This is a genomic window from Pseudactinotalea sp. HY158 (assembly GCF_009660225.1).
Lineage (GTDB): Bacteria > Actinomycetota > Actinomycetes > Actinomycetales > Beutenbergiaceae > HY158.
In genome coordinates this window covers 1,226,826-1,244,340 of record NZ_CP045920.1, presented here as the reverse complement: position 1 = coordinate 1,244,340, position 17,515 = coordinate 1,226,826, and the positions used below count along the sequence as shown (strand labels likewise).

Sequence of the window (17,515 nt, the reverse complement as noted above, 5' to 3'; positions counted from 1 at the left end):
TCTAGAGTTGTTTCATGAGCACGAAGGCAGTCCGGCAGATGCGAGCGAGGCGAGCGGAGATCGCCTCGATCGCGTCCGAGGACGCGGTACTGGACCGGGTCCGCCAGGTGCGCAAGGTCCAGGCGGGCGCGGAGGCCGATCTGTTCTTCCTGGCGATCGAGATCGCCCAGCGCAGCCCGGTCACCGAAGAGTGCGGGGCGTGGTCGTGTCACACCGATCTGGCCCTGGGGGTCTCGTATTGTGATTCGGCGGCGAACTGGTTCGCGGCCGTGACCGGCTTCTCCACCGACGCCGCCCAGGCGATGCTCCTCGAAGCCCTCGAGGTCGCCGAACGCCTGCCACTGCTGTACGGGCGGGTCCTGGATGGGCGCACCCGGGCGCACACGGCAAGGCTCGTGGCCGAACAGACCCTCGGCCTGAATGATGAGGCCGCCCGGTTCGTCGATGTCCAGGTCGCAGCCGCCGGGGCGATCCGGGGCCGATACGCGATCAAGGGTCTGGTGCGGGAGGCGATGATCACCCACATGCCCGACCAGTACGCCGACCTGCAGCGGGCGCAGGCCGATCCGCGCCGGGCCGATGTCCACATCGGCACCGACGGCACCGGCCGCATCGACGCGATCGTGTCCACCTTCGCGGCCCTCGATCTGGAACAGAGCCTGGCCTTCGGGGCCGCGCAACTCAAGGCCGCCGGATCCGGTGAGGTCCTCGACGCCCGTCGCTCGCTCACGTTCGAGGGCATCATCGCCGCCACCCACCACCCCGCACCCACCCGGCAGGACGGCTTCGACCTCACCAACGGGCAACCAGGCCAGCAGGCCCAGCAGGCCCAGCAGGCCCAGCAGGCCCAGGAGACTCAGCAGGCGCGGCAGGCCCAGGGACCGGCGGCGGGGGCGCCGGACTGCACGAACAGCACGGATGGCACAGTCAGTACCAGCGGTGCTGTGGGTATGGCTGCGGCCGCCGCAGTCGATCTGACTCCCGATGAAGCCGCAGGCCAGTTCGACGCCCCGTCCGTGAGCACAGCCGCGGCCCCGGCCACGACTACAGCCGTGGGCAGCGCCGCCGGAGCTGCGGCGGGCCCGACCGGCGAGGCGCCTGCCACGGCTGCGGGCGGTGGTGTGTCCTGCGGGCCTGCGTGGTCGGGTCGGGGCGTGCCGCGGGCGAAGGTCGTCATGTACCTGCACATGAACGCCTCCGCTTTCTGGCCCGACGGCCGGCCACCCGACCAACCCGCCAGCCCACCCCGTGATCATCCCGATCACCGGCCCGATCGCCAGCTCGGCGACCCGCCTCCTGATCATCCCGACGGCCGATCCCCTGATCATCCCGACCGTCATCACGGCGGCCCGCCCGCTGGTGGATCGTGCGCGGACCCTCCGGGCACGGCCACCCCGGCGGACACGGCTCGTCCCGAACACGCCGCCGGTACGGCCTGTCCCGAGCACGCCGCCGGTCCGGCCTACGTCGCCGGGCGGGTGGCCCGTGAACCCGTGCGCATCGAGGGGCCGGGGATCCCGACCGGGCTCCTAGTCAGCGCCGCCGAGGTCGCGGCCATGTTCACCACGCCCCACGGCGCGGCCATGCCCGCGCGCGCTGGCGGGTCCGGCGCGGCGCACGGGCCTGGCGGGTCTGGTGGGCCGTGGGGGCCGCAGATATTCGTGCGTCCGGTCATCGACCTCGAAACCGAACATGAAGTCGCCGGCTATGCCGCGGGGGACGTGATCAAGGACCACCTCCACCTACGGGATCGAACCTGCGTGTTCCCCAATTGCGCCCGCCCGGCGCGGGCCTGCGATGCCGACCACATCGACCCCTGGAAGACCGACCGCCAGGGCGACCCGACCGGCGGGCCGACCTGCACGTGCAACCTCGCCAGCCTGTGCCGCCGGCACCATCGCTGGAAGACCCACAACCATCCCGGGCAGCCGCAGGGACGCGGCTCCTGGTCCTACGTCACGCTCGGACCCGGAACCTACTACTGGACCGGCCCCATGGGCCTACGGTTCCTGCGCACCCCGACCGGCACCACCGAGGTCACCGACCAGGCCTGGCACCGCCACGACCTCGCCGCACTCCAGGGCCCCGGCGCCCTCCAGGACCTCGGCGCCCTCCAGGACCTCGAGGCGCTCCCGGACTCCGGCGCGATTCCAGGCCGGGAGCCGCGCCTTGATCATCATGCCCTCCCGGGCAACGAGACTCTCCCGGAACTCGAGGAGGCCCCGGGGCGTGAAGCACGCCCGGATTCGCGGGCCCGCCGTGACGACCTCGACGAGGCCTTCATGGACGCCCTCGAGTACGAATACGGCAACAACACCGACCGGGACATCGAGCCCATCGAGGCCCTTCTCGCCGATGGGCGACTGCAGCCGCCCGTCACATGGGAGGACGGCGCCCAGGACGCCGCCAACCACCCCAACGGCGGCTAGAGCCGCGGATCTGGACCTCGGAGTCGACCTCCGTCGACCTCCGCAAATCATCCGACGGAGGTGACCCCGCCCGCCCGCCGCATGCGCCCGCGCAGCACCACGAGATCGTCCCGGTGCACGACCTCGCGGTCGTGGCCGTCGCCGAACGCGGCCCGCAGTTGCTCGCTCGTGCGTCCGAGCCGGTCGGGCAACTCCTCGGAGGAATAGGCCACGAGTCCCCGGGCCACGACGTGCCCGGTGAGGTCGGCCAGCTCCACCGGGTCCCCGGCCTCGAACTCCCCGGCCACCGCCACGACCCCGGCGGCGAGCAGCGACTTCTTTCCGGCCGTGATGGCGCGCACCGCGCCGTCGTCGAGGGTGAGTCGGCCGCGCACGTCGGCGGCATGGGCGATCCACAGCCGGCGGGTCTGCACCCGCCGCGGGGCGGGCGCGAACCACGTGCCCACGTCGGCGCCGTCGAGCGCCGCGGCGGCATTCTCGGCGCTGGTGAGCACGACGGGAACCCCGGCCGCCGAGGCGATCGCGGCGGCCTCGACCTTGGTCACCATGCCGCCCGTTCCCACGGCGCTGCCCCGGGCGGTGATCTCCACCCCGGCGATCTCGGCCGGGTCCCCCACGAAGGGGATCCGCTTCGCGCCGGCCCGGCTCGGCGGCCCGTCGTAGAGGGCGTCGACGTCGGTGAGCAGCACGAGCGCGTCGGCGTGCGTCAGGTGTGACACGAGCGCGGCGAGGCGGTCGTTGTCGCCGAAGCGCAGCTCCCGCGTGGCCACGGTGTCGTTCTCGTTGACGATCGGCACCACGCCGAGGGCGAGCAGCCTCGTCAGCGCCCGCTGGGCGTTCTTGTAGTGCCCGCGCCGGGTCACGTCCTCCGCGGTGAGCAGCACCTGCCCCACCCGCAGTCCGTGGGCGCGGAACGCCCGGGTGTAGCGGGCGATGAGCGCCCCCTGCCCCACGCTCGCCGCGGCCTGGGCCGTGGCCAGGTCCCGCGGCCGGCCCGGGAGTCCGAGGATCGGCAGGGCGGCGGCGATCGCCCCCGAGGAGACGAGCACGACCTCACCGCCGGCCGCCCGCCGGGCGGCGAGCACGTCGACCAGCGCAGTGAGCTTGTCCACGTCGAGGCGGCCGGCGTCGTCCGTGAGCGAGGAGGAGCCGACCTTGACCACGACGCGGTGGGCGCGGGTCGGATCGGACAGATGGGACCGGTCGAGCACGCTCGGACTCATGCGCTCACTCGCCCCGCTCCGTCCACACTTCCTCCGCCAGCTCCTCCCGGGCCCGGGCCTTCGCGTCCATGCGCTCCTTGAACTCGGCGCGCTTCTCGGAGCGCGTCGGCCGCGGGGAGTCCTCGAGGCGCAGGTCGGTGCCGCGCGGGGAGGCGAGCAGCTCCGGGCCGGTGGAGATGGTCGGCTCCCAGTCGAAGACGACGCCACTCGGCCCGTCGCCGATGACCACCTCGTCGCCCGCCTGGGCGCCGGCGCGGATGAGCTCCTTCTCCACCCCGAGGGCGGCGAGCCGGTCGGCCAGGTAGCCCACGGCCTCGTCGTTGGCGAAGTCCGTCTGGCGCACCCACCGCTCGGGCTTGGTGCCCTGCACGAGGAAGTAGTCGTGGTCGGTGCGGCGCCGGGCCACGGTGAAGCCCGCGCGCTCGGACCGGTCCACGGCCCGGGGCCGCAGCACGGCCGGAGCGGGCTCGGCCTCGGGTTCGATCGAGCGGGTCTCCGCCACGATCCCGGCGAGGGCGAACGAGAGCGGGCGCAGCCCCTCGTGCGAGGCGGTGGAGACGAGGTGGGTGCGCAGCCCGCGCGCCTCGAGATCGGCGCGCACGAACTCGGCGAGTTCCCGGGCCTCGGGCACGTCGATCTTGTTGAGGACGACGAGCCGGGGCCGCTCCGCCAGCGGGAGCCGGCCGGTGAGCTCGTCGGTCGGGTAGGCGGCGAGCTCCGCCTCGATCACGTCGAGGTCGCTCAACGGATCCCGGTCCGACTCGAGCGTCGCGCAGTCGAGCACGTGCACGAGCACCGAACAGCGTTCGATGTGTCGCAGGAACTCGAGCCCGAGGCCGCGCCCCTCGGACGCACCGGGAATGAGCCCGGGCACGTCGGCCACGGTGTAGCGCACGTCGCCCGCCTCCACCACGCCCAGGTTCGGCACGAGCGTGGTGAACGGGTATTCGGCGATCTTCGGGCGCGCTGCCGACATGGCGGCGATGAGGGAGGACTTCCCGGCCGAGGGGAACCCGATGAGGGCCACGTCGGCGACGGTCTTGAGCTCCACCACGAGCTCACCCTCGTCGCCCGGCTCCCCGAGCAGCGCGAATCCGGGCGCCTTGCGCTTGGGCGAGGCGAGCGCGGCGTTGCCGAGCCCCCCGTGGCCGCCGTCGGCGGCGACGTAGCGGGCGCCCGCCCCCACGAGGTCGGCCAGCACCGTCCCGGAGCGCGTCTTGACCACGGTGCCGTTGGGAACGGGCAGCACGAGATCGGCGCCGTTGCGGCCGTGCCGCATGCTCCCGGCCCCCGGGCGGCCGTTCTCGGCGCGCCGGTGCGGCGAGTGGTGGTAGTCGAGCAGGGTGGTCACATCGGGATCCACCTCGAGAACGACGCTGCCCCCGCGGCCGCCGTTGGCGCCGTCGGGCCCGCCGAGCGGCTTGAACTTCTCCCGGTGCACGGAGGCGCAGCCGTGGCCGCCGTCCCCGCCGCGGACGAACAGCACGACCCGATCCACGAACGTTGCCATGAGCGTCCTTCCAACGCGCGAAGGGCGGAACGGCCCATTAGCCGCTCCGCCCTTCGTCAAGATTACTGACCGCCCGGCCGGGCGATGTGATGCGACCTCAGGAGGCCGTGACGATCTCCACGACCTTGCGGCCGCGGCGGTTGGCGAACTGCACCGTGCCCGCCTCGACGGCGAAGAGGGTGTCGTCGCGACCCTTGCGAACGTTGTCGCCCGGGTGGAACTTCGTGCCCCGCTGGCGAACGAGGATCTCGCCGGCCTTGACATCCTGGCCGCCGAAACGCTTGACGCCGAGACGCTGGGCGTTCGAGTCGCGACCGTTCCGGGTAGAGCTGGCGCCCTTCTTGCTTGCCATGAGCTGAACCTGCTTCCTTCAGTGAGGTCGGACTTAGTTGATGCCGGTGATCTTGACGCGGGTGAGGTCCTGACGGTGCCCCTGCCGACGCCGGTAACCGGTCTTGTTCTTGTACTTGAGGATCGTGATCTTCTTGCCGCGCTCGTCCCGGACGATCTCGGCGGTCACCTTCACCCCGGCCAGGTCCTCGGCACCCGAGGTGACCTTCTCGCCGTCGACGAGCAGCACCGGAACCATCTCGATGGTCTCCCCGGCCGCACCCTTGATGCGGTCCATGACGACGACGTCACCGACGGACACCTTCTCCTGTCGGCCGCCGGCCTTGACGATCGCGTACACCACGTTCCTGCTCATCTCTGTCGAACTACATGTCTCGTCAGCACCTCGGGGCGAACCCGCCACGACGCTGCTGCCCGCCCCGCGCGAGGGATCGCGCACTGGGCTCCTGGCTCATCTGACCACGTCCGCGCACGCGAGTGCGCCGACGCCCAACTTTACGCGAGAGCGGCTACGCAGGGCAAATGCGCCCACTGTGACGTAGACCGCTCTCGCGCGGTGACCGGCTCAGCCGGCCGGAACCTCGGCCGCCGGGGGCTCGGAGCCCTCGCCCGCCGGGGCGGCCTCGCCCACGCCTGCGGACGACGCAGCCTCCGTCTCGGAGGCCGCCTCACCCCCGGACGTGCCGCCCGCGACCGCAGCCGACCCGGGATCGGTTGCTGCGCCGTCCTCACCCGTGTGGGCGTGGGCGGCCGCCGCCGCGATCGCGGCGAGCGTGGCCTTGACCTGCTCGCGCTGCTCCTCGTTCACCGGCTCGGCCTCCGGCTCCGGCTGGGCGGCCGGCTGGGAGGAGGAGCTGCGGCGCCCCTTGCGCGAGCGCGTCGAGTCCCCGGAGCGGCCGGAGGACTTCGAGCCGCCCTTCTCCCTGCCGTCCTTGCCATCCCTGGCCGAGGTACCCGGCTCGGTCTGGGACTCGCCCTCGACCGGGTCGGAGGTCACGTGGTAGCCCCGCCCGTTGCAGCACTCGCACGTGGTCGAGAAGGCCTCGACGAGGCCCTGGCCGACCCGCTTGCGGGTCATCTGCACGAGCCCGAGCGAGGTGACCTCGGCGACCTGGTGGCGGGTGCGGTCCCGGCCCAGGCACTCGACGAGCCGGCGCAGCACGAGATCCCGGTTGGACTCGAGCACCATGTCGATGAAGTCGATCACGATGATCCCGCCGATGTCGCGCAGCCGCAGCTGACGCACGACCTCCTCGGCCGCCTCGAGGTTGTTCTTCGTGACGGTCTCCTCGAGCGTGCCGCCCGAGCCCGTGAACTTGCCCGTGTTGACGTCCACGACGGTCATCGCCTCGGTGCGGTCGATCACGAGCGAGCCACCCGAGGGCAGCCAGACCTTGCGGTCCATCCCCTTGGCGAGCTGCTCGTCCACCCGATGGGCGCTGAACACGTCGGCCGGCCCGGTCCACTGGCTCATCCGGTCGGCCAGGTCCGAGGCGACGGAGTTGACGTACTCCGAGATCGTCTTCCAGGCGTTCGGCCCGGAGATGACGAGCGCGGAGAAGTCGTCGTTGAAGATGTCGCGCACCACGCGGGTGGCGAGCTCGGGTTCACCCTTGAGCAGGGCGGGCACCGAGGACGGCTTGGCCGACTTCTTCTCGATCTCCGCCCACTGGGCCGAGAGCCGCTCGACGTCGCCGCGCAGCTCCTCCTCCGAGGCGCCCTCGGCGGCGGTGCGCACGATGACGCCCTGGCCGTCGGGGACGATCGTGTTGAGCAGCTTCTTGAGGCGGCTCCGCTCCGTCTCCGGGAGCTTGCGGGAGATGCCGGTCATCCCGCCCCCGGGCACGAGCACGAGGTAGCGGCCGGCGAGGGTGACCTGGGAGGTGAGCCGGGCGCCCTTGTGCCCGATCGGGTCCTTCGTCACCTGCACGAGCACGCTGTCGCCCGAGGAGAGCGCGTTCTCGATCTTGCGCGGCTTGCCGTTCAGGCCGGCCAGGTCCCAATTCACCTCGCCGGCGTAGAGCACGGCGTTGCGACCGCGACCGAGGTCGACGAATGCGGCCTCCATCGAGGGCAGGACGTTCTGCACGCGGCCGATGTAGACGTTGCCGACCATCGAGCTGTGCGACTTCTGCGCCACATAGTGCTCCACGAGCACGTCGTCCTCGAGCACGGCGACCTGGGTGCGGCCGGCCTGCTCGCGCACGATCATCTTGCGCTCGACGGACTCGCGGCGGGCGAGGAACTCGGCCTCGGTGATGATGGACCGGCGACGGTGGGGGTCGCGGCCCTCCTTGCGGCGCTGACGCTTGGCCTCGAGGCGCGTCGAGCCCTTGAGCGGCGTGACGGAGTCGCGGGCGGCCTGGGCGCCGCCGTCGTCGTTGCCGCGGCCGGAGCGGGAACGACGCCGGCGCCGGCGCGAACTCGAGGAGGCGTTGTCCCCGGAGTCGTCGTCGCTACCCGACGCCTCCGAGCCTCCAGGGCCTCCAGAGCCGTTCGAGCCGTTCGAGCCGTTCGACTCGGCACGCGACCCGTTCGAGTCACCCTTCCCGGAGCCCTTGCCGGAACGCTTCGGTGAATCCGCGTCCGAGCCCGACGAGCCGGAGGAGTCCGACGAGTCCGTGGACCCCTCGCCCGACTCGCCGCCCGCGGAGCCGGAGTCGTCGTTCGAACCACCCGAGCGGCGGCGGCCGCGGCCCCCGCGGCGCCGGCGACGGCGCGGCTTCGAGTCGTCGTGATCGCCGTCCGCGCCCGTCTCGCCGGGCATGCCCCGACCCGACCTGCCCGACTCGCCGGACTCGTCGGACTGCTCGGACCGGTCCGGCTGCCCGGGCCGGTCGGCCCGTTCGGACTCGTCGGCCTGCACGGACTTCTCGGCCCGCTCGACCTGGGTGTCCTCGGCACGTTCCTCGGCCGCCCGGCGCTTGCTCGATCCCTTGCGGCGCGGGGTGAGGTCCGGCGCCTGGAACAGCAGCGCGGTGGCCGGAAGGCGCGGGGCGTCGTCACCGGCGGGTTCGCGCTCCGGGATGACCAGGTCGTCGAGGCTCGTGGCGGTCGCCGCGTCCGTTCCGTCCTCATCCTCGTCCTCGCCGCCCTGGCCGAATTCGGCCAGCACGTTGAGCGCGGAGCGTGCGGACGACGTCGCTCCCGTTCCGCTCCCGGCGTTCGAGGCGCTCGCCTCGGCCCGCCCGGCCGCCCCCTGCTCGGCGGTGCCTGCGGATTCGTCGGATTCGTTGGATCCGTTGGATTCGTTGGATTCTGTCGGGGCCGACGTGCGCGCACCGCTCGACCGACTCGACTTGGTCGCCTTGGTCGAGTTGGCGGCCTTGGTCGTCTTCGCCGACGCGCGGGAACGGCCCGATCGTGCCGGTGCGGCCTGGTCGCCGCCGGATGCCTCGGCGGTCTCGACCGGCGCCGTGGCGTCGATGGAACCAGCAGAACCAGCCGAACCAGCAGTCTCAGCGGACCCGGCGGTCTCGGCGGGCTTGTCGGCCACCGGGGCCGCGGACCCGGCCGAGCGGGTCGAGCGACGGGACCGGGTCGCCCTGGCGGGCGCAGTCGCAGCGGGCCGCTCGGCGGCGACCGGCTGCTCGGCCACTGCCGGAACATCCGTGGTGAGGGGCTGCTCGGCGGCCGGCTGCTCGGCCGCGGCCGGAACATCCGTGGTGAGGGGCTGGTCGGCGGCGGCGGCCTTCGCCTGACGCGCCGGGGCGGACTTCTTGGTCGTCGTGGCCGGCTCGGCCTGGGCGGCCGCCGACTTCGTGGACTTCGCCGTCTTCGTGGCCTTCGTGGACTTCGTGGACACTGCCGACTTCGTGGCCTTCGTGGACACTGCCGCCTTCTCGGCCTTGGGCGCTTCCGTGGCCTTCGCTGCGGACTCGGAGGCCTCGGAGGCGTCACTGGCCCCAGTTTCCGGGGCTGTGTCCGCCGCGGTGGCCGGGGCTGTGTCCGGCGCGGTGACGTCGCCTGCGACGGCCTTCGCGGCCTTCGTGGCCGCAGTCTTGGTGGTCGCAGCCTTCGTGGCCTTGGTGGTTGCGGCCTTGGCGCCCTTGGCAGCCGGAGCCTCGGCCGCCTCAGTGGCTGCAGCAGCAGTGGCCTTCGTGGTTGCGGCCTTGGCGGCCGGAGCCTTGGCGGCTGCGGCCTTGGCGGTCGTGGCGCGCCGCTGTGTCTTCGGGGTCTTCGGGGTCTCCGGGGTCTCTGAGTTCTCTGAGCTCTCTGGGGCCCCTGAAGTCACCGAGCTCTCCGGGGTCGCGTCGGCCGCCGGGGCGGGCGCATCGGTGGCTGCGGACTTCTTGGAGCGGGTCGAACGCGTCGGCTTCGCCAGGGCGGCGGGCTCCGCGGCCGGCTGCTGCGCCTCGGCGGCGGCCGACTCCGGCGGAAGCGTGGGCCTCGTGGCCCGGCGCGGACGGCGGCGGGCGGGGGGCGCCTGCACCGATTCAGCAGATTCAGCAGATTCAGGGGTGTTCATTGGTGTCGTCATGTTGGGAGTGCTCCCACCCGGTGCCCCAGCCATACCCACCTACGGCACTCGGGATGTCGTTGGCGCCGTCGCGCCTGAGAAAGTCGTGTTGTGCGGCTCCCGTTCGCGCACTCGCGCGTCTGGGCACCGCCGGTGCCTTCGCGGACCATGTGGGCCCACTGCCGGTCGATCCATCGTCGTGCGCAGGCAATCGAACCGCGCAGGCAACGCGAACCCCAACCAAGCTGAAGTCACCGGGTTCACCAGCGGGTATGGCCATCTGGATCACCGGAACCCAGTATCGCACACCGGGGCCGATACGCACGGGAGCTGACCGCGTGAGGCGAGCGGCCGTCGTCCATAGGCTTGTTCCACAACACCACGCCGCGCCCGGCGTGGTGTCATAGGAGCGGGCCGCCGACCGGCGACCCGCCCCTGCAGACCGTGAGGCCGCCGCCGTGAAACGCATCATCGACGCCCTGCTCACCGTCACGTCCCACCTCGACCTGAACGAGGTCCTGGGAGAGATCGTGACCGCGGCGTGTCACCTGACGGGCGCGCGGTACGCGGCGATCGGCGTGCTCGACTCGATCGGCCAGATCGATCCGTTCGTGAGCCACGGCCTCGACCCGGATCTCGTCGCGACCCTGCGGCATCCGGAGGGCCGGGGCGTGCTCGCGGCGATCCCGCCGGACGGCCACCTCGTGCTCGAGGACCTGACGACCCACCCGGACTTCGGCGGATTCCCGGAGCACCATCCGATCATGCACACCTTCCTCGGGGTGCCGATCCACGTGGCCGGGGAGGCCTACGGGCGCCTGTACGTCGCGGAGAAGGACGGCGGCTTCACCGAGGCCGACACCGACTCGATGCACCTGCTCGCCTCCGCGGCCGCGGTCGCCGTGCAGAACAGCGACCTGTACACGGCGGTGCGCACGCGGGAGCGGTGGCTGCAGGCAGGCCACGACATCACCTCGGCCCTGCTGCAGGATCCCGATCCCGAGGACGCCCTCGCGCTCATCGCCTCCCGGATTCGGCAGGTGGCCGATGCGGACGCGGCCTGCATCGTGCTGCCGGGGGTCGGCGGGGACTGGGTGATCGAGATCGTCGACGGCCCGGAGACGGCGGACCTGCTCGGCATCGTCATGCCGGCGGAGGGCCGGGCCCGCAGCGTGCTCTCCTCCGGTGCCGGGCTCGTGGTCGATTCGTTCTCACGCACCCCCTCGCTGCGGGTTCCCGAGTTCGGGCGCTACGGACCGGCGCTCTATGCCCCGCTCCTGGCCGACGGGAACGCGCTCGGCGTCATCGCCCTGCTGCGCCGGCTCGGGGCACCCGAGTTCATGCAGGACGAGTTGACGATCGCCGAGTCGATCGCGGGCCAAGCGGCCCTCGCGCTCAAGCTCGCCGAGGCCCGCGCGGCCAAGGACCGGGCCACGCTGCTCGACGAGCGCGCCCGGATCGGGCGCGACCTGCACGACCTGGCCATCCAGCAGCTGTTCGCCACGGGGCTGCAGCTGAGCAAGGCCCGCGAATCGGTCACCGACTCGATCGTGCACCAGGCGCTCACCGAGGCGCTCGACGGCGTGGACGACTCCGTGCGCCAGATCCGGGCGATCGTGCGCTCGATCCGCAGCGACGACGAGGCCGCCCCGATCCTCGAACGGCTGCAGCGGGAGACCTCGCTCGCCCGCACGGGGCTGGGCTTCGCGCCCTCGCTCGTGGTCACGCCCTCCGACCCCCGCGACGACGTGAACGAGCTGGCCGCCCTCGTGGGCGGCGACCTGGCCGACGACATCGTCGCGGTCGTGCGTGAGGGGCTCGCCAACGCGGCCCGGCACGCGCGCGCCTCCTCGGTGCACGTGCAGGTGGACCTCAGCCCCCGAAGTGTGCAGATCGAGGTGGCCGACGACGGGGTGGGCATCGACCCCGCCCGCACCCGCGCCTCCGGCCTGGCGAACCTCGGCTCGCGGGCCCGCCGGCACGGGGGCACGTTCATGTTCGGCCCCGGCGAGACCGGCGGCAGCCTTCTGCACTGGGACGCCCGGCTGGGATGAGGACCGCCCCGGGCCGCGACCGTTCCCCTCATGTGAGCACCGTTAATATGAGCACCGTGCCCTTCAGGACGCTGCGACCGGCGGGACCGCACGAGCGGCGAGGTGAGGATGGTTGACGACAATGCCCTCATCTCCGACAAGGCGATCTGGGAGGACGTGTCGTTCCGTTTCCGAGACACGGTGCGCTATGGGTAGCCGACGTTCGTTCCTGCGCGCGAGCCTGGCCGGGATCATGGTGCTGGGCCTGGCGGGCTGTGGCGGGCCGGACGGCACGTGGAGCAACGCCGACCTGCCGCATGACGCCCCCTCGGGCGGGTGGGCCCGCGCCGATATGGAGTCGGCGATCCGGGCGCTGCCGGGCATCGAGGACGTGTCGATCAGCGGCTGGGAGCCCAATACCAAGGGAAACGTGGGGGTCGCCCTCCGCTTCTCGCTCGCGGCCGGATACACGGTCAGCCGCGGCCCCGCGCTCATCACCTACCTCGTGGAGTCGGCCTGGTCCGTGCGGCAGGGCTATATGCCGAATGCGGCGATCACGATCGCGGTGCGCAGTTCGCCCGAGGATCCGTTCGATGGTCCCGCCGCCGCGCGGGCGGCCGGCTGGCTTCCGGCAGGCGGCGATCTCGGTCGCTTCAATCCCGAGACGGGCTACTCCGTGACCGAGGTGTGGCTGCCGGGACACGACGGCGTGCGCGCCGACTCCGGGCTCGGGGCCCGGGAGAACCTGGACCGGCTCGGCACCTGGCCCGGTCCGGTGCCCGCCACCCCCGACGGGCTCATCACCCGCCGCCCCTGAACCCATGCCCTGAGCGGGGCCACCCCGCCCAGCAGTCGAACCGGAAGGACATCCGATGACGAGCGATCCCTTGGATGCACTCGATGAGGTGCGCCGCCGGATCGGCGCGTTGCGGGAACAGGCCCGGCTCAACGCCGAGCGGACCTCCGCACTGCCGGCCGAGACCCACTCGGACGACATGACGGCGACTCCGCGGCGCCGACCCAACCTGGTCTTCGTCATGTCGGACGATCACGCCGCGCACGCGATCTCGGCGTACGGCGGCCGGGTGAACCGGACCCCGAACCTCGACCGGATCGCCACCGAGGGCGTGCTCATGGGGTCGGTGTACTGCACGAACTCCCTGTGCACACCGTCGCGGGCGAGCATCCTCACGGGCACCTACAGCCACGTCAACGGCTCCCCGTCGATCTACTCCGAGTTCGACTACCGCGTTCCCACCTTCGTCGAGGCCCTGCAGGCGACCGGGTACGCGACGGCGATCTTCGGCAAGTGGCACCTCGGGGAGTCGGCGGCGTCCCGGCCCCGCGGCTTCGACTCCTGGCAGGTGTTCCCCGACCAGGGGGACTACGTCGATCCGGAGATGGTCACCGCCGCCGGCCCCGTGGACGTGCCCGGATACGCGACGGACATCGTGACCGACCTGAGCCTGGAGTGGCTGCGCTCACTCGACGGCGATCGGCCGTTCTGCCTCATGGTCCACCACAAGGCCCCGCACCGCCCGTGGATCCCCCACCCCCGGCACGGCCACCTGTACGCCGACGGAGACCTGCCCGAGCCGGCCACCCTCTTCGACGACCACTCCACCATGAGTCGGGCCGTGCGGGACGTGCGGATGTCGATCGCGGACGACCTCACCCGCGACGACATCAAGGAGGACGTGCCCCCCGAGCTCCTCGGGCCCGAGAACACCCGGGCGCGCACCAGCTGGACGTACCAGCGCTACCTGCGCGACTACCTGCAGACCGTGCAGGCGGTCGACGACGGCGTGGGGGCGCTGCTCGACCACCTCGACGAGGCGGGCCTGGCCGAGGACACGATCGTGGTCTACACCTCCGACCAGGGCTTCTTCCTCGGCGACCACGGCTGGTTCGACAAGCGGCTCATGTTCGACCAGTCGCTGCAGATGCCGATGCTGCTGCGCTGGCCCGCCGAGATCCCCGCCGGCACCCGCCGCGAGGAGATCATCACGAACGTCGACTTCGCCGCCACGTTCCTCGACGCGTGCGGGCTCGACCCGTCGCAGGTGCTGCCGACCTCCCAGGGCCGCAGCTTCCGCCCGATCCTGCGCGGGGAGCAGGTCGAGGACTGGCCCACGTCGATGTACTACCGGTACTGGGAGCACGACGACCCGGTCCATCACGCCCCCGCCCACTACGGCGTGCGCACCGACCGGTACAAGTACATCCACTACTACGGCGACGGGCTCGGCTCCCCCGGCTCCTCGGACCGGCGCTTCGAGCAGGAGTACGAGCTGTACGACCTCGGAGCCGATCCCGAGGAACTGACGAACGTCGCAGGCGATCCGGCCTACGCGGACATCCTCGCCGACCTGCGCGCCGAGCTGACGCGCCTCCAGGCCCGCTACGGCGACCGGCCCTATGCGGGGCCGGACACCCCGCGGCCCGACTGGAGCACCGGCGTCCATACGTTCGGCGGCGGGCCGCACGAGCGTACGGACGGCGCAGCGCACCTCACGTAGTCGGCAACCCGTCGCAGCGATCGAGCCAGTCGAGCAGGAGCGCCGCGGCGAGGCCGGGCTGCTCGTGCAGCAGGGCGTGGCCCGCGCGGTCGAGCACGCCGACGGTCGCGCGGGCGTAGTGGTCGGCGAGGGACTGCGCGTGGGCGCTGCCGGCGATCGAGTCCTGCCGGCCGGCGAGGATGAGGACCGGTCGGTCGTCGGATGCCGGCGCCCTCCGCCGGTCGCGCAGCGTCCAGTTCGCGAACACCCTCGTCAGGCCGGCCCAGTCGACCAGCGCCGCCGACGGAGCGATGTACCGGCGGTGACGCTCGAGGGTCTGCGGGGTCTGCAGCACGAAATAGGTGCGGTAGGTCTCGGCGAGGTCCGCTGCCAGCTCCCGCTCGGCGTCGACCGTCGAGACCAGCGCACGATGCTGCGGGCGCGGAGCCGCCTGTTCGGTGCCCGCACCGACCGGGGCGATGAGCGCCAGGCCGGCCACTCGGTCCGGCTCGGCGTCGGCGAGCGCCCGGGCGAGGTACGCACCGTACGAATGGCCCACGACGAGGTACGGGTGGTCACCGATGACCTCGCCGGCGAATCCGATGAGGAGGTCGAGGACGTCGTCGTTGCTCATGACCGCCGCGGGCATCGGCGTCTTCCCCATCCCCGGCAGGTCGGGGTACAGGCGCCGATGATCGCGCGGGGCCGCGGCGAACGCGGGCTCGAGCGCCACCGCGATCTCGCGATGATCGACCCCCGCGCCGTGCAGCACGAGGATCGGCATGCCGTCTCCGTGCTCGATGTAGTGCACGGCCGACCCGGCGATCCTCGCCTCCATCCGATCCACGGTAGGCGGGCCCGGGCCGCCCGCAATCGGCCCGGTCAGCCGGCGTGAGCGGCGAGACGGTGCAGGAAGAGCGCCTCCGCGAGCGCGAGGTGGGAGATCTCGTCGGGGTGGACCGACTCGTCCTCGGCGTGCATGCGGCTCGCCGGCTCGGCCACCCCGACGAGGACGATCGAGGCCTCCGGGTGGGCGTCGGCGAGGGCCGCGGTGAGCGGGATCGATCCGCCCTGGCCGGAGGTCTGCGTGGGCGCGTCGAAGGCGTCGGCCATCGCGCCGGCGAGCAGCTCGAACGCGCGGGTGTCCTGTCGGGCGGAGAAGGGGCGACCGAGGCCGACCCGCTCGAACTCGACGTGCACGCCCCCGGGCGCGGCCCCTCGCAGGTGTTCGACGAGCGCCTCCTGTGCCCGCCCCGGGTCCATCCCGGGTGGCACGCGCAGGCTGACGCGGGCCGCGGCGGCGGGCTGCACCGACGGCACCGAGCCGATCACGGCGGGGGCGTCGATTCCGAGCACGGTGACCGCGGGACGGGCCCACAGGTGGTCGGAGATCGTCCCGCTGCCGATCCGGCGCACCCCGGGCAGGATGCCCGCATCGGCGCGGAAGGTCTCCTCGTCGTATTGCGTGCCCTCCCAGACGCCGTCGGCGGCGAGCCCGTCGATGGTCGTGTTCCCGTCGGCGTCGCGCAGGCTCGCGAGCATGGCGATGAGGGCCGCGAGCGCGTCGGGGGCGGCGCCGCCGAACGCTCCCGAATGGAGTTGTCCGCTGCCGGTGCGCACGCGCACGATCGTGTCGGCCATCCCGCGCAGGGCGACCGTGAGCGTCGGCACTCCGACGGCGATGTTGCCGACGTCCCCGATGATGACGATCTCGGCCGCGAACTCCTCCGGGTGGTCGCGCACGTAGTCCTCGAGGCCGCCGGTGCCCTGTTCCTCGGAGCCCTCGACCACGACGGTGAGGGAGCACGGGTAGCCGTCGCCGCTCAGCGCCCGGCACGCGCGCAGGGCCGTGAGGTGGGCGAGGATGTTGCCCTTGCAGTCGGCGGCGCCGCGGCCGTAGTGGCGCCCGTCCCGTTCGGTCAGGTCCCACGGGTCGCTCGTCCACTCCTCGGCGTGGGCGGGCTGGACGTCGTAGTGGGCGTAGAGCAGCACCCGCGGGGAGTCGGGCGGGCCGTCGTAGGTCGCGATGACGGCGTCCGTGCCGTCGGGAGTGCGGGCGAGCCGAGCCTCGAGCCCCTCGGCGGCCAGCGAGTCTCGGACCCAGCGGGCCGCGAGCTCGAGCTCACGTGGATCCTCGACCTGCGCGTCCGCCACGGACCGCAGCGCCACGAGGGCGCGCAGTTCGTCCAGGGCACGGGGCATGAGGCCGGCGACCTCCGCGCGCAGCCGGTCCTGAAGCGGGTCGGTCATGAGTCCCTCCGTCGCCAGGCACCGCCGCGGCGCCCGGCCACCCAGGCGACGACCTGGGTGCGCCGCTCGAGTCCCATCTTGGACAGGAGCGAGGTGATGTGGTTCTTCACGGTCTTCTCGGCGACGCCGAGCCGGTCGGCGATCTCGCGGTTCGTCAGCCCCTCGGCGATGAGCTCGAGCACCCGCCGCTCGGACTTGGTCAGGTCGGCGGTCGGGTCGTCCTCGCTCTGGTGGCGGGTGATCGTGCGGTGGTCGAGCAGCACCCGGCCCGCGGCCACGGCCCGGACCACCTCGGCGATCTCGGCCCCGCGCACGCTCTTGAGCAGGAAGGCCTTGGCGCCGGCGGTCAGGGCCTCGCTCACCGCCTCGTCGTCGTCGAAGGAGGTGAGCACGATGCTGCGGGCCTCGGGCAGGTCGCGCGTGGCGGCGTTGATGATGTCGATGCCGGTGCCGTCGGGCAGTTGCAGGTCGACGAGTAGCACCGCCGGGCGCACGAGCATCATCCGCCGGACGGCCTCGGCCACGGAGCCGGCCTCGCCGACGACCTGCAGGCCGTCGGAGCGGTCGATCACCTCGGCGATCCCGCGGCGGACGACCTCGTGGTCGTCGACGATCATCACCGGGATGTCGGTGCTCCCGGGCATCTGGTTGGTCACGGCGCTCAGCCTATCCGCCCGCGCCCCGCCGGGCGGGCGTCGGCCGATTCCGGCCCGGCGACACCCTTGTCGCCGAGGCCGCGACCGTGGTGCTCTGGAACAGGCC

At 72.4% G+C, this 17,515-nt stretch carries 12 protein-coding genes; 4 read left to right on the top strand and 8 right to left on the bottom strand.

What is annotated here, in order from left to right; all coding sequences use genetic code 11:
• Window positions 1-14: 14 nt before the first annotated feature.
• On the top strand, window positions 15-2,429 hold the full coding sequence (locus GCE65_RS05530; RefSeq protein ID WP_153877676.1) for an HNH endonuclease signature motif containing protein: 2,415 nt from the start codon (window positions 15-17) through the stop codon (window positions 2,427-2,429).
• A 47-nt stretch (window positions 2,430-2,476) separates the two neighbouring features.
• Here GCE65_RS05530 and proB read toward each other — a convergent pair whose 3' ends face one another.
• From proB to GCE65_RS05505, 5 genes are all read right to left on the bottom strand, one after another.
• Window positions 2,477-3,652 carry a glutamate 5-kinase gene (gene proB, locus GCE65_RS05525; RefSeq protein ID WP_153877675.1) on the bottom strand — a complete coding sequence of 392 codons (1,176 nt, stop codon included), beginning with the start codon at window positions 3,650-3,652 and terminating at the stop codon, window positions 2,477-2,479.
• 4 nt (window positions 3,653-3,656) lie between these two features.
• The gene (gene obgE, locus GCE65_RS05520; protein WP_153877674.1) at window positions 3,657-5,162 is read right to left on the bottom strand and encodes a GTPase ObgE; all 1,506 of its coding nucleotides are present in this window, start codon (window positions 5,160-5,162) and stop codon (window positions 3,657-3,659) included.
• Between the two features lie 97 nt (window positions 5,163-5,259).
• A complete protein-coding gene (gene rpmA / locus GCE65_RS05515) occupies window positions 5,260-5,514 on the bottom strand; it encodes a 50S ribosomal protein L27 (RefSeq protein WP_152910393.1) in 255 nt (84 codons plus the stop codon).
• A 33-nt stretch (window positions 5,515-5,547) separates the two neighbouring features.
• The gene (gene rplU, locus GCE65_RS05510; protein WP_228760187.1) at window positions 5,548-5,856 is read right to left on the bottom strand and encodes a 50S ribosomal protein L21; all 309 of its coding nucleotides are present in this window, start codon (window positions 5,854-5,856) and stop codon (window positions 5,548-5,550) included.
• 222 nt (window positions 5,857-6,078) lie between these two features.
• Complete coding sequence (locus GCE65_RS05505; RefSeq protein WP_228760129.1) at window positions 6,079-9,945, bottom strand: Rne/Rng family ribonuclease; 3,867 nt, start codon at window positions 9,943-9,945, stop codon at window positions 6,079-6,081.
• Between the two features lie 485 nt (window positions 9,946-10,430).
• Here GCE65_RS05505 and GCE65_RS05500 point away from each other — a divergent pair, with 485 nt between their 5' ends.
• The 3 genes from GCE65_RS05500 (at window position 10,431) to GCE65_RS05490 (ending at window position 14,524) form a co-directional block, all read left to right on the top strand.
• Window positions 10,431-12,026 carry a GAF domain-containing protein gene (locus GCE65_RS05500; protein WP_153877673.1) on the top strand — a complete coding sequence of 532 codons (1,596 nt, stop codon included), beginning with the start codon at window positions 10,431-10,433 and terminating at the stop codon, window positions 12,024-12,026.
• Between the two features lie 187 nt (window positions 12,027-12,213).
• Window positions 12,214-12,822, top strand: coding sequence for a hypothetical protein (locus tag GCE65_RS05495; RefSeq protein ID WP_153877672.1), 609 nt, complete (start codon window positions 12,214-12,216; stop codon window positions 12,820-12,822).
• A 55-nt stretch (window positions 12,823-12,877) separates the two neighbouring features.
• A complete protein-coding gene (locus GCE65_RS05490) occupies window positions 12,878-14,524 on the top strand; it encodes a sulfatase (protein WP_228760128.1) in 1,647 nt (548 codons plus the stop codon).
• Here the strand turns inward: GCE65_RS05490 and GCE65_RS05485 are convergent.
• From GCE65_RS05485 to GCE65_RS05475, 3 genes are read right to left on the bottom strand one after another with little or no spacing between them, the layout of a single operon-like run.
• Complete coding sequence (locus GCE65_RS05485; RefSeq protein WP_153877671.1) at window positions 14,517-15,341, bottom strand: alpha/beta fold hydrolase; 825 nt, start codon at window positions 15,339-15,341, stop codon at window positions 14,517-14,519. The genes GCE65_RS05490 and GCE65_RS05485 overlap by 8 nt on opposite strands.
• 44 nt (window positions 15,342-15,385) lie before the next feature.
• Complete coding sequence (locus GCE65_RS05480) at window positions 15,386-16,753, bottom strand: M20/M25/M40 family metallo-hydrolase (RefSeq protein WP_153877670.1); 1,368 nt, start codon at window positions 16,751-16,753, stop codon at window positions 15,386-15,388.
• Window positions 16,750-17,370, bottom strand: a complete 621-nt coding sequence (locus tag GCE65_RS05475; RefSeq protein WP_227993900.1) for a response regulator transcription factor — start codon at window positions 17,368-17,370, stop codon at window positions 16,750-16,752. The genes GCE65_RS05480 and GCE65_RS05475 overlap by 4 nt, the downstream gene beginning before the upstream one ends.
• Between the last annotated feature and the right edge of the window lie 145 nt (window positions 17,371-17,515).